This is a genomic window from Nocardia carnea (assembly GCF_029868325.1).
GTDB lineage: Bacteria > Actinomycetota > Actinomycetes > Mycobacteriales > Mycobacteriaceae > Nocardia > Nocardia carnea_C.
On record NZ_JARWNW010000091.1, the window covers coordinates 1 to 13,096 of the forward strand.

Here is a 13,096-nt window from a genome sequence, read left to right on the forward strand (position 1 = left end):
TTAATGGAACCGATTCGCCGGTGCGATTGCCGGTCCGCCCCCGCCCGCCGGAGACTCGGCCGGTGCCGCCCGATCACGCGGCTTTCGCAGCGGAACCTTCAAGAACAGGACGAACAGGAACACCAGCAAGCTGGCCCGGCCACGGGACTGGGGGCTGCTCTGCGTCCGAAATCCTATTTATTCCCCCGGCCGACGTTGCGCGCCGCCGCGCGGCGCGCATCGTGCGGTCAGCACGCCGCAGGAAGGAGAGCTGTGGATTTCGCACAGCGCATGACCGGCCGGGCCGGCCGCGTCGTTCCGCCCGATTGACGCGGCGTTCGGATCCGACTGTCCGCTCGTCCCGCTTCACGGTGGGCCGAGTCCATGACGAGAAAGTGAGAACGCTGTGGGCGAGCTACAACGCCTATCGGGGCCCGTCGTGGTCCTGCTCATCCTGCTGTTCTTCGGTGGCAGCCTGTACATATCCCTCCGGATCAGCCGGAAGAAGGAGAACGCCGACGGGTATATGACCGGTGGCGGCCGGATCGGTTTCGGGATTTCCGCCGCCTCGATGACGGCCACGTGGATCTGGGCGTCATCGATGTACGCATCGGCCACCTCGGGCTACACCTACGGCATCTCCGGTCCCATCCACTACGGGTTGTGGGGCGCGCTGATGATCCTGCTGATCTACCCGTTCGGGCGCCGGATCCGGCAGGTCGCGCCGCGGGCACACACCATCGCGGAGGTCATGTACGCCCGGCACGGCCGATCCAGTCAGCTCATGCTCGCCGGATCGAATGTGATCGGCAGCTTGATCAGCCTGACCTCGAACCTGATCGCGGGCGGTGCGCTCATCGGCATGCTCACCCCGTTCACCTTCAGCCAGGGCATCGTGGCGATCGCGGCCGGGATCCTGCTGTACACGCTCTGGTCGGGGTTCCGCGCTTCGGTGCTGACCGACTTCGTCCAGGTGCTCGCCATGCTCGGCGCGGTCGTGATCATCATTCCGGTGGTCTTCTTCGCCGCGGGCGGCCCCGCCCTGTTCGAGACCGGAGCAGCCAACCTGACCCCGCAGCAGGGCGATTTCTTCTCCTCCGATGCGTTCTTCAACCAGGGCGCCCCTTATATCGCGGCGGTGCTGGCCTACGCCATCGGTAACCAGACGATCGCGCAGCGGCTGTTCGCGGTGCGCGAGGATTTGATCAAGAAGACGTTCGTCACCGCGACCGTCGGGTACGGGGCCACGATCATCGGGATCGGCATGCTCGGTGTCATCGCCCTGTACGCGGGTATCGAACCGATGGACGGCGATGTCAACAACCTCATCCCGCAGATGGCGGCGACGTATCTGAGCCCGCTGCTGCTGTGCCTGTTCTTCGTGATGATCATCGGTTCGCTGTCCTCGACCGCCGATGCCGACCTCACCGCGCTCGCGTCCATCACGATGGCCGATATCTACGGCCACAATGTGGCGGGCAAGAAACATGCCGATCCGCGCACGATGATCCTCATCGGCCGGATCACCATGATCGTCGCGATCGCGGCGGCGCTCTACTTCGCCGGTTCACAGCTGAACATCCTCGATCTGCTCGTTTTCGTGGGGGCGATGTGGGGAGCACTGGTCTTCCCGGTGATCGCGAGTTTCTACTGGAATCGGGTCACCAATCTCGCGTTCAGCGCGGCGGTGGTTCTGGGCCTGGCCGCGTTCATCCCCGTCCGTTTTTCCTGGGTGGACCTGTCGGGTGGTCTCGGCATCGTCTCCGATGTGTGGTCGACGATCGGTATCGGCGTGGTGCTCGGGCTGATGGCGTTCGGGTTCTTCGGCACCCGGGTGGCCCTTGTCGCGGGCACGGTCACGACTCTCGCGGCCGCGCCGTTCACCATCGGGTTCCTGCACACCTACCCCGTGCTGTCCGGGTCGCTGGTGGCCTATTCCGTGAGCACGGTGACCTGCGTTGCGCTGACCTTGCTGGCAAAACGTGAGTTCGATTTCGCGCTCATCAAGCAGCGCACAGGCGATTTCGATGCTCCGCCGGTGGAAACAACGCAGCCGGAAACTCTGGACCCGGCCGGAAAGGAAACCGTATGACCGCCCTGCTCACCCTTTATGTGCTGATCTGGCCGCTGATCGTCGCGGGCGTGCTGTTCGTCATCGTGCGCGCCTTCGTCCGGGAGTGGCGTGACGCCAAAGCAGAAGGCCGCGACATCATCTAGTCCGGCCGGTGAACCGGCAGGTCGCGACGAGCGCCTGCCGGCACGGATCCGCGGAAACCGCGAGCTCCTGTCCCGGGTGAACTAAGCTCGGCTGATCGAATTCAACCGACGCCTGTTCATCGCGCACGCCGCACCGGGGCAGGGGCGCTGACGAGCGGAGGGCCGGGAACCGAGAGGGCCGCGGAAACTTCGTCGGTACCTCGGCTTCCGCGGACCGTCTGGACCGGCGGTGAGGGAGGACCAGTGGCCGGCGACCAGAACATCCGCACCGAGCGCGGGAACTTCGAGCATGCGGGTCACCGGCTCGCCCGCCGGTCCTGGCTACCGGAGGCACCGGTGCGCGGGGTGATCGTGCTCGTCCACGGGGTGGCCGAACATTCGGGGCGATACGACCATGTCGGCCGGACGCTGGCCGCGGCCGGGTTCGCGGTCCATGCCCTCGACCATGTGGGCCACGGCGAATCCGCACGGATCGGCGCGCCGGCCAATCTCGGTTCGATCGACGATGCCGCGGACAAGGTGGCGGCCCTGCTCGAGCTTGCCCGCGCCGAGAATCCCGGGGTGCCCGCGTTCGTGATCGGGCATTCGATGGGTGCGTTGATCACCCTGTACCTGGCCACCCGGGCGCCGCTGGACGTCGCGGGTGTGGTGGTCTCGGCGCCGCCGCTGCTCATCGACGCCGGGAACCCGGTGCAGCGTCTGCTGGCGCCGGTACTCACCCGCCTCGCCCCGAATCTGGGCGTGCTGGCACTGGATTCGTCGCAGATCAGCCGCGACCCGGAGGTGGTCACCGCCTACGACAACGATCCGCTCGTCTTTCGCGGCAAGCTGCCCGCCCGCACGGCCACCGAGATCCTGACCTCCGCCGGGCAGGTCCTCGAACGGTTGCCGCAGTTGCGCGTACCGACCCTCGCGATGCACGGAACCGCCGACGCCATCGCGGCACCGGCGAGTACCGACCGGATCGAACAGCATGCGGGCACTACGGATCTCACGGTCCGCCGCTACGACGGCCTGTACCACGAGATCTTCAACGAACCCGAACGCGATCAGGTCCTCGCCGATGTCGTCACCTGGTTGACCGACCGGCTGCCCGAGTCCGGCGAACCGGGCGACGGAGGAGTGTGAGCCGCACACCCGTCCGCCAGGTCGTACGCACGCCGGACGAGACGGTACCGGGTTCGTGCATGCCGCGGCGGCCGGACTGCACCGCTACGTGTTGTCCGCTCGGGCAGAGGTCAGGGCTCCTCCGTCATTGCCAGTAGCTCCGCGCGTGCCGCGGCAAGGTCCGCGCCGGTCAAGTAGGGGCTGGACCGTGCGACCGCGAGTCCGTCCGCGGCGTAACGGATGATCAGAACACGTGCCCGGGGCAGACCGTCGGCGTCGAAGGCGGCATCGAGCTTTTCGGCGTCCCGGGTGTACAGCGATTCGACCTCGGACAGGTTGCCGAGCGCAGCGCTCAATGCGATCGGGTCGAGAATGGCCCCGTAGAGGTCACCGCCGCCGGTCATCGCGCGGATATAGCCTCGGGTGAACTTGCCCGGCCTGTTCTCGAACAGGTCGATACCGGCGTGGATCTCGGCCCAGCAGCGCTCGATGGTGTGTTCGACCACCCCGGACAGCAGCTCCGCGCGGCTCGGAAAATGATGCCGGAGACCGCTTTGGGTCACGTTCGCCGCCTTCGCGATTGCGGCGAGACTGGCCTTGGACCCCTGCTCGGCGAACATCTGCTCGGCCGCGTCGAGGATCGCCCGGCGAGTGCGTTCTTTGTCTCGCGTGGCAGTCGGTTCGGTGCGGGGCATAAACATTCACCTCGATATCCGTGGCGAGGGGATCACCCGCCAGGCCACTACCGCCGAGACGACGAGAAGCCCCGCGGCAAGCAACGAGGTGGTCTGCACGGCGTCGGCGAACGCGGAGCGGGCGTGCTCGACGACCACCGTATCGGTGACGGTGTCGACGGTTACGGCGAGGGACTGCTCGGCCGCCGCCGCGTCGGCACCGGCGGTCCCGGCGGGCAGGTCGAGGTGCGAGCGGTACATCGCCAGATGGACCGAGCCGAGGACCGCGATACCCAGGGCCACTCCGAGTTCGTAGGCGGTTTCGGCGATGGCTGATGCGGCGCCGGCGCGTTCTTTCGGTACTGCCGAGACCACCGCGTCCGTCGACAGCGTCATCGCCACACCGACCCCCAGTCCGACGACGACCAGTGCGATACCGAGTCCCCAGTAGGTGCTCTGGGAGGTGGTCAGGCCGATCCCGGCCAGGCCGATCGCCGCGACCCCGAGACCCAGCCCGATCGCCCGTCCGGCACCCAGCCGCGCCGACAGCACGGCGACGAAAGCGATGACCGCCATCGACGCCAGAGTCGTCGGTAGTTCGGCCAGCCCCGCCTGTAACGGTCCGTACTGACGCACGAGTTGCAGATACTGGGAAAAGAAGAACAGCAGGCCCACGAACGCGAAGATCGCCAAACCGTTGGCGGCCACCGCACCCGAGAACGCGGGCAGCCGGAACAGGGAGATATCGAGCAGTGGATCGGTGAGCTGCTGTTGCCGGCGCAGGAAGACCCACCCGGCGGCCGCCCCGACCAGCGCACAGACCGGGATCGTCCAGTCCCATCCACTGCCGACCCAATGCTTCACGGAATACACCAGGGGCACGATCGCCACGATCGACAGCAGGGAGGACAGCAGATCGATCGCAGTGGTGGCACTTCCGCGGGATTCGGGGATCAGAATCGGTCCCGCGATCAGGACGAGCGCCATGATGGGCAGGTTGATCAGGAATACCGAGCCCCACCAGAAGTTTTCGAGCAGCACACCACCGACCAGGGGCCCCAGTGCCGCACCGGCCGTCGCGCCCATCGACCAGAACGCGATCGCGGTGGTGCGTTGTTTCGGATCGGCGAACATCGCCCGGACGATCGACAATGTCGACGGCATCAGCGTCGCGCCGGCCACACCCAGCAGCACCCGGGCAGCGATGAGGATTTCGGGATTCGGTGCGAACGCGGAGATCACCGAGGCGATACCGAATGCCGCGGAGCCGAGGAGCAACAGCCGTTTCCGGCCGATGCGGTCGGCCAGGTTGCCCATCGTGATCAGCAGGCCTGCCAGCACGAACGAATAGATATCGCCGATCCACAGCAGCTGTGTGGCCGTGGGTGAGATATCGGCGGTCAACGCCGGCACCGCCAGGTAGAGCACGGTGGCGTCGACTGCGAGCAGGGTGACGACCAGCACCAGCACACCCAGTGCCGCCCATTCCCGGCGGCCGGCGCGGAGCGAGGTGTCCAAGTATTCGGTAGTCACAGAAACCACTCTAACCGCTCGAATGAGTTGTTGAAGCACTCGAGTGAGCTTTTACACTCCAGGAACGCGTCGGCCACCCAATGGCCCGATCGATCATGTCTTCGCCGATGCCACCATCCGACCGACAGTCCGACTTCCGGAGCCCGCGAATATTCCTACTTTGAGTAGTAAAGTGGAGCCATGACGGCAGCACATGCGGAGTATTCGCCCGGCGACGGCCCGGCCTCGAAAATCAGCGTGTCACTACGCGCCGGGAATGTTCGAGCGATTCGAGAGCGGGTCGGCGCACGCGGCTTTTCTGCATACGTCGACGCCGCGGTCGAACGTCAGATCGAACGGGACCTCCTCGAGGAGGCGCTACTGGCCAACGAAGAACACGCAGGATCCGCGACAGCAGACTTCCGCGATGAGGCCGCCGCCTTTTTTCGTGAACTCAAGGCAGATCCCGACCTGCGCCAGGAGGGCACGTGACACGCCGGCCGAGCCGCCTGAGCGCCGGAACGCTGGTACTGGATTGCGAGGGACTGTCCAAATGGGTAAGCGCCGACCCACGAGTAACGGCCTACGTCCGTGAGGCGCAAGACAACGATCTGCGCGTCGTCGTCAGCGCCCTCACCCCCATCGAAGCGTTCGACGTGCGATCGAACAGTAGCCGACTGCGCTGGCATCTATCCCGCCTGCGGATCGAGCCGGTGACCGACGAGATCTCGTTCCACGCCATGGAACTGCTGCGTACGGCAGGCTTACACGGCCACAAATATGCCATCGACGCGGTAGTCGCCGCCACTGCCCTCCGCGCGGTGAAACCCGTTGCCATCCTCACCTCGGATGTCGACGATATGGTGCAGCTCTGCGGTAAGCGGGTACGCGCACTCGGGGTATGAGTCGAGCCGGACCGGCGCCAGGAGACCACACGCGGGTCAGACGCCGAAGACTCGTTCCACCACCCCGCGCGCCCGGCGGGTGACCCGAAGGTAGTTGTCCATGAATTCCCCGCCGTCGTCGCTGGGCCAGCCCGCCACCCGCGCTACCGCGGACAAGGTGCGTCCGGGGGCGGGCAGCTGGTCGCTGGGTTTCCCGCGCACCAGCACCAGGGCATTGCGGGCCGCGGTGGCGGTGAGCCAGGACTGCCGGAGCAGGTCGGTGTCCTCGGTGCCGAGCAGCTCGTGGCTGCCGATGACGTCCAGCGCTTCGAGGGTGGAGGTGTTGTGCAGTTCCGGGACCTCGTGCGCATACCGCAACTGCAGGAGTTGCACCGTCCATTCGATATCGGCGAGCCCGCCGCGACCCAGTTTGGTGTGGGTGGCGGGGTCGGCGCCGCGGGGTAGCCGTTCGGAATCCACCCGGGCCTTGATCCGCCGGATCTCGCGCACGGCGTCGGCCGAGACACCGCCGGCCGGGTAGCGCACCGGATCGATGGTGTGCAGGAATCGCAGCCCGAGGTCTTGATCCCCGGAAACCTGGTGGGCCCGCAGCAGCGCCTGCACTTCCCAGGGCTGCGCCCATTGGCGGTAGTAGGCCTCGTAGGCGGCGAGCGTGCGCACCAGCGGGCCGCTGCGCCCCTCGGGACGTAGGCCGGCGTCGACCTGCAGCGGCGGGTCGGTACTGGGTGCGCCGAGCAGTTTCTGCACCTGTTCGGCGATACCGTTGGCCCATTTCACCGCGACGTGCTCGTCCTCGCCCGGCCGGGGTTCGCAGACGAACAGCACATCGGCATCCGATCCGTAACCCAGTTCCATCCCGCCGAGCCGGCCCATTCCGATCACCGCGAAATCCGCGGGCGCGGGGGCACCACGTTCGGCAACACTGGCCCGGATCACCGCCCGCAGCGACGCCTCCAGCACAGCCACCCATACCGAGGACAGCGCGGCGCAGACCTGCGGCACATCGAGCAACCCGAGCAGATCCGCGGAGGCCACCCGGGCCAGTTCGTGCCGGCGCAGCGAACGGGCGGTCGCCACGGCACGTTTGGGGTCGTCGTAGCGGTCGGCGGCGGTGAGGATACTGCGCGCCACATCGGCCGGCTTGGTACGCAGCAGCAGTGGGCCCTCGGGCCCGTCGGCGAACATCCGAATGGTTTCGGGAGCATTGATGAGCAGATCGGGCAGGTACGCCGAGGAGCCCAGAATCATCATCAGCCGCTGCCCCACCGCGCCTTCGTCGCGCAGCACCCGCAGATACCAGTCCTGGTCGTTCAGGCCTTCCGATACGCGCCGGTAGGCGAGCAGGCCGGCATCGGGGTCGGGGGTATCGCCGAGCCAGGCCAGCAGGGTCGGCAGCAGCAGGGCCTGGATCCGGCCCTTCCGGGAGATACCGCTGGTGAGGGCACGCAGATGGCCCAGAGCATGTTCCGGGTCGGCATAGCCGAGCGCGGCGAGCTGGCGGACGGCGGCGTCGGGGCTGAGCCGCAGTGCGGCAGATTCGATACTGGCCACCGATTCCAGCAGCGGACGGTAGAAGAGTTTGGTGTGCAGGCGCCGGATCCGGCTGGTGTTGCGGCGTAACTCCACCTGCAGGACACCGGCGGCATCACGTTTACCGTCGGGCCGGATATGCGCGGCTCGGGCCAGCCAGCGCATACCTTCCTCGTCGTCGGCGGCGGGCAGGGTATGGGTGCGTTTGAGCCGCTGCAGTTGCAGCCGATGCTCCAGCAAGCGCAGGAACTCGTAGGAGGCGGTGAGGTTGGCGGCGTCCTCGCGACCCACATAGCCTCGCGCGGCCAGCGCGGCCAGCGCTTCCACGGTGCCCTGCACATGCAGTTTCGGGTCGACCCGGCCGTGTACGAGCTGCAGGAGCTGCACCGCGAATTCGACATCGCGCAGGCTGCCGCTGCCCAGTTTCAGTTCCCGCTCCCGCAGATCCTCGGGCACCAGATCCTCGACGCGGCGCCGCATGGCCTGCACATCGGGAACGAAATCCGGGCGTTCGGAGGCGGTCCACACCATTGCTTCGGTGGCCGCGCGGTACTGCTGCCCCAGCTCCAGATCGCCGGTCATCGGCCGCGCTTTGAGCAGTGCCTGGAACTCCCAGGTCCGCGCCCAGCGCTGGTAGTAGGCCAGATGTGATTCCAGCGTGCGCACCAGGGCGCCCGCCTTGCCCTCGGGCCGCAGCGCGGCGTCCACCTCGAAGAACGCGGAACTGCCGACGGTCATCATCTCCGCGGCCAGGCGGGTGGCGGTGGCGTCGGCGGGTTCGGCGACGAACACGATATCGACATCGCTGACGTAATTCAGTTCGCAGGCCCCGCTTTTGCCCATGGCGATAACGGCCAGCCGCACCGGGCACGGTTCGTCGCGGCAGACCCGCGCCACCGCCACCGCGAGCGCGGTGGTGAGCGCCGCGTCGGCGAGCGCGGTGAGCTGGCGCCCCACGACCTCGTACGGGATGACCGGTTCGTCCTCCACGGTCGCGGCCAGATCGATGGCGGCCAGCAGCATGAGCTGATCGCGGTAGCGTTTACGCAGCGCGGCCACCACTTCGGGCCCGGATTCGGTGGCGCGGAACAACATCGGTGCGGCATTGGGCCCGGTTTCCGGTTCGGCGCCGACCACCGCGAGCAGATCGGCGATCACTTCGTCCCGGTCGGGCAGTTCCTCGCGGCGCAGTATCGTCCAGGCCCGCGGATCGGCGACCAGGTGATCACCGAAGGCGGTGGAGGAACCGATGAGCGCGAACAGCCGGCCCCGCAGTGTCGGCTCGGCCCGGATCGCGGAATCCAAACCGTCCCACTCGCTTCCGAGGGATTCGCGGATCCGGATCAGGGTGGTGAGCGCGAGATCGGCGTCCGGTGCGCGCGACAGCGCCCACAGCACGGCGATACTCTCGACATTGTCCCAGCCGAGGGTTGTCAGCGATTCGGCGGCCGTCGGCTCGAGCAATCCGAGCCGGCCGGCGCGGGGGACGGCGGACCGGGCGGACGGGGGGCGGACCATAAGCCAAAGTTAACCCGTTCGCGGCGGGAAGTGTGCCGGACCCCCGCCCGCCGCCGCGTCGTTACAGCCCGAGGTACTCCTGCAGTTCGAACGGGGTCACCTGGGTCCGGTAGTCCGCCCATTCGCGGCGCTTGTTGCGCAGGAAGAAATCGAAGACGTGCTCGCCCAGCGTTTCGGCGACCAGTTCCGACCGTTCCATCGCCTTGAGCGCCTCGTCCAGCGTGCCGGGCAGTTCCTTGAAGCCCATGGCACGCCGTTCCGCCGCGGTGAGCGACCAGACGTCGTCCTCGGCTTCCGACGGCAGTTCGTAGCCCTTCTCGACCCCGCGCAGGCCGGCCGCCAGCAGGACGGCGAAAGTGAGGTAAGGGTTGCAGGCCGAATCGGGGCTGCGGATCTCGACCCGCCGTGACGAGGCCTTGTTCGGCGTGTACATCGGCACCCGGACCAGCGCGGACCGGTTGGACCGGCCCCACGAGGCCGCCGTCGGCGCTTCGCCGCCGTGGATGAGGCGCTTGTAGGAGTTCACCCACTGGTTGGTGACGGCGCTGATCTCGTGCGCGTGTTCGAGAATGCCCGCGATGAACGCCCGCGCGGTGCCCGAGAGGTTATCCGGATCGTCGGGGTCGGCGAACGCGTTCGCCTCGCCTTCGAACAGGCTCATATGCGTATGCATGGCCGACCCGGGGTGCTGGGAGAACGGTTTGGGCATGAACGTCGCGCGCACGCCCTCGTCGATGGCGACTTCCTTGATCAGATAGCGGAAGGTCATCACGTTATCGGCCATCGACAGTGCGTCGGCGTAGCGCAGATCGATCTCCTGCTGGCCGGGCGCACCTTCGTGGTGGCTGAACTCCACCGAGATACCCATGGATTCGAGGGCGTCGATGGCGTGGCGCCGGAAGTTCGGGGCGGAATCGTGCACGGCCTGATCGAAGAACCCGCCGGTATCGGCGGGGACGGGCGGGAGTCCGTCGGCCTGGTTCTTCAACAGGAAGAATTCGATCTCCGGATGCACGTAGCAGCTGAACCCGACATCGCCGGCCTTGTTCAGCTGACGCCGCAGGACGTGGCGCGGATCGGCCCACGACGGCGAACCGTCGGGCATGGTGATATCGCAGAACATCCGGGCGGAATGCTGATGCCCTTTACTGGACGCCCACGGCAGTACCTGGAAGGTGGACGGGTCGGGCCGGGCCACCATATCGGCCTCGGAGATCCGGGCGAACCCTTCGATGGCCGATCCGTCGAATCCGATGCCCTCTTCGAAGGCTCCTTCGAGCTCGGCGGGCGCGATGGCGACGGACTTCAGATAGCCCAGCACATCGGTGAACCAGAGACGTACGAATCGGATGTCCCGCTCTTCGAGCGTCCGCAGCACGAATTCCTTCTGGCGATCCATGTCCGCGAGCGTAAGCATCTGGCGTTAAATCCGTGTTACATGGCGTGCTGCGCTGTGTGTCGGCTCGTCGGCGCGGCTGGATCCCGCTCAGCAGCGCAGGCCCTCGGGCGGCGATTCCAGGTCCACCAGATAGTTGATCACCGCATCGTCGACGCAGGTCGCGCCGCCGTTGAAGACCACAGTGTGGCTATCACCCTCATGGGTGAGCAAGGCCGCGCCGAGTTGCCCGGCCAGATCCACGCCCGCCTGATAGGGCGTCGCCGGATCGCCTGTGGTGGACACCACGACTGTCTGCGGCAGGCCTTCCACGGAAATCTCGTGCGGTTGGCTGGTGTTCGGCACCGGCCAGCCCGCGCACAGTTCCAGCGGCGCCGCACCGGTACCTCGGCCGTCGTCCAGGAAGGGGGCCGCCTCGCGATATTCGGTGTCCTGGCGCCCGGCGACGGCCCGATCGGTGACCCGGGGGTCGTCGACGCAGCGGATGGCGTTGAAGGCATCGGTCAGGTTGCTGTAGCTGCCGTCGTCGCGGCGGCCGTTGTACATATCGGCAAGCTGCAGCAGGGTATCGCCGCGACCGTGACTCAGTTCGGTGAGTGCGACGGTGAGCACCGGCCAGAAATCGGCGCTGTAGAGGGTTTGCTGGACGCCGGTGATCGCATCGTCGTAGCTGAGGCCGCGGGGGTCGGTGGTGGCCGCGGGGGTATCCCACAGGGGGTCCACCAGCTCCCGGAACCGCGGGATCACCTGGGCGGGGTCGGTGCCCAGCGGGCAGTCCGCCGATTTCACGCAGTCCGCGGCATAGGCGTCGAAGGCCTGCTGGAATCCGGCCGCCTGCCGCAGCGATTCCGCGACCGGATCCTGCGTCGGGTCGATGGCGCCGTCGAGAACCATCGCCCGCACATTGCCCGGGAACTTCTCCGCATACGCCGTGCCGAGCCGCGTGCCGTAGGAGTAACCCAGATAGTTGAGCTTCGGATCGCCCAGTACCGCCCGGATGACGTCCATATCCTGCACGACCTCGCGGGTGCCGATATGAGCGAGCAGGTCCTCGCCGGTACGCGCCATACAGCGATCGGCGTATTCGCGGTTCTCGGCCTCGTCGGCGGCGATCCCCTCGGGCGTGTTCGGCTCGGGTGTTTCGGCGCGTTCGGCGTCGGCCTCCTGCGGGGTCAGGCAGGTCACCGCGGGGGTGGACGCGCCGACCCCGCGCGGATCGAAACCCACCCGGTCGAATCGTTCGGCCACCGGCGTGCCGCCGCCGATCGTGGCGGTGGACAGACCCGACATCCCCGGTCCGCCCGGGTTGAGCAGCAGCGATCCGATCTTCGAGCCGGTCGCGCGCAGCCGCGACAGCGCCAGTTGCGCGGTCGGTCCGTCGGGATCGGCGTAGTCGATCGGTACCTCGATGCGCGCGCACTGCGCGGCCGGCGGCAGGCTCTCCCCCGGCGCGACGTACCCGGCGCAGGATTCCCATTGCGGGACCTGTTCGTAGAAGCGGCTCAGCTCCGCGGGGACGGGCGCCGGTGGCGCCGTCGCCACCTCTTGTTCCTCCGCGCATCCCGCAACCAGGATCGCCACCGCCGCCAGCACACCCGCCGGCACTCCACACCACCCACTCCGCACCGGCGCCATGCTAGCGCCACCAGCGCCGACACCCGTGGATGTGACCAACCGCACCAGGTCGCGGGGTTAGTTCCGGCTCCGCCGCGGGTGCACACTGGTAGGCGTCACACCCACCCGGGGACCCGGTCAGGGCCTCGAGGAGACGAAAGGGACGATGATGTCCGAATCATCAGCCATGTCCGATTCCGCCGCGGAAACTCCCGCCTACGGTGCCGCGAAATCTCCCGGCGCCGCGGATTCCGCGAAACCGGCCCGCCGGCCGACCCGCGTCCAGCATCTCCAGCAGATGAAGGCGACGGGCGAACGCTGGGCCATGCTCACCGCCTACGACTACTCCACCGCCCGCCTCTTCGAAGAGGCCGGGATCCCGGTCCTGCTGATCGGCGATTCGGCCGCCAATGTGGTGTACGGGTACGACACCACCGTGCCCATCACCACCGATGAGCTGATCCCGCTGGTCCGCGGCGTGGGGGGGGGGGGGGGGGGGGGGGCGCGGCGCCCGGCCCGGCGTTCGCGGGCAGTCTGTTCCCGTTCCTGTTCATCACCATCGCCTGCGGTGCGCTGTCCGGATTCCACGCACTGGTGTCGTCGGGGACGACGCCGAAACTGCTGGAGAAGGAATCGCACGCCAA

11 protein-coding genes are annotated in these 13,096 nt (G+C 67.4%); 6 read left to right on the forward strand and 5 right to left on the reverse strand.

The genetic code is table 11. The features are described 5' to 3' along the window. Positions 1–385 precede the first annotated feature (385 nt). From QH196_RS05695 to QH196_RS05705, 3 genes are all read left to right on the forward strand, one after another. Complete coding sequence (locus QH196_RS05695) at positions 386–2,071, forward strand: sodium:solute symporter family protein (RefSeq protein ID WP_432278196.1); 1,686 nt, start codon at positions 386–388, stop codon at positions 2,069–2,071. After that, positions 2,068–2,196 carry a putative transporter small subunit gene (locus tag QH196_RS05700; protein ID WP_033244978.1) on the forward strand — a complete coding sequence of 43 codons (129 nt, stop codon included), beginning with the start codon at positions 2,068–2,070 and terminating at the stop codon, positions 2,194–2,196. The genes QH196_RS05695 and QH196_RS05700 overlap by 4 nt, the downstream gene beginning before the upstream one ends. A gap of 243 nt (positions 2,197–2,439) precedes the next feature. Then, positions 2,440–3,324 (forward strand): alpha/beta hydrolase, encoded by an 885-nt coding sequence (locus tag QH196_RS05705; protein WP_280414688.1) that lies wholly within the window; start codon positions 2,440–2,442, stop codon positions 3,322–3,324. A 110-nt stretch (positions 3,325–3,434) separates the two neighbouring features. Here QH196_RS05705 and QH196_RS05710 read toward each other — a convergent pair whose 3' ends face one another. Together QH196_RS05710 and QH196_RS05715 are read right to left on the reverse strand one after the other, a co-directional pair. Further along, complete coding sequence (locus QH196_RS05710; protein ID WP_280414689.1) at positions 3,435–3,998, reverse strand: TetR/AcrR family transcriptional regulator; 564 nt, start codon at positions 3,996–3,998, stop codon at positions 3,435–3,437. A 6-nt stretch (positions 3,999–4,004) separates the two neighbouring features. After that, positions 4,005–5,510, reverse strand: a complete 1,506-nt coding sequence (locus QH196_RS05715; RefSeq protein ID WP_280414690.1) for an MFS transporter — start codon at positions 5,508–5,510, stop codon at positions 4,005–4,007. A gap of 180 nt (positions 5,511–5,690) precedes the next feature. On the opposite strand from QH196_RS05715, the gene QH196_RS05720 reads away from it, so the two are divergent. Both QH196_RS05720 and QH196_RS05725 read left to right on the forward strand, forming a co-directional pair. Next, positions 5,691–5,981 (forward strand): hypothetical protein, encoded by a 291-nt coding sequence (locus QH196_RS05720; RefSeq protein WP_280414691.1) that lies wholly within the window; start codon positions 5,691–5,693, stop codon positions 5,979–5,981. Then, positions 5,978–6,394 carry a PIN domain-containing protein gene (locus tag QH196_RS05725; protein ID WP_280414692.1) on the forward strand — a complete coding sequence of 139 codons (417 nt, stop codon included), beginning with the start codon at positions 5,978–5,980 and terminating at the stop codon, positions 6,392–6,394. Before QH196_RS05720 ends, QH196_RS05725 begins: the two co-directional genes overlap by 4 nt. A gap of 36 nt (positions 6,395–6,430) precedes the next feature. On the opposite strand, the gene QH196_RS05730 is transcribed toward QH196_RS05725, so the two are convergent. From QH196_RS05730 to QH196_RS05740, 3 genes are all read right to left on the reverse strand, one after another. Next, a complete protein-coding gene (locus QH196_RS05730) occupies positions 6,431–9,442 on the reverse strand; it encodes a bifunctional [glutamine synthetase] adenylyltransferase/[glutamine synthetase]-adenylyl-L-tyrosine phosphorylase (protein WP_280414693.1) in 3,012 nt (1,003 codons plus the stop codon). 61 nt (positions 9,443–9,503) lie between these two features. Next, a complete protein-coding gene (locus QH196_RS05735) occupies positions 9,504–10,841 on the reverse strand; it encodes a glutamine synthetase family protein (RefSeq protein WP_280414694.1) in 1,338 nt (445 codons plus the stop codon). A gap of 87 nt (positions 10,842–10,928) precedes the next feature. Next, positions 10,929–12,473, reverse strand: coding sequence for an alpha/beta hydrolase (locus QH196_RS05740; RefSeq protein ID WP_280414695.1), 1,545 nt, complete (start codon positions 12,471–12,473; stop codon positions 10,929–10,931). A 166-nt stretch (positions 12,474–12,639) separates the two neighbouring features. Between QH196_RS05740 and QH196_RS32485 the strand changes: the two genes are divergently transcribed. Further along, a partial coding sequence (locus QH196_RS32485) for a 3-methyl-2-oxobutanoate hydroxymethyltransferase (RefSeq protein WP_432279440.1) occupies positions 12,640–13,096 on the forward strand: 457 nt, incomplete at its 3' end.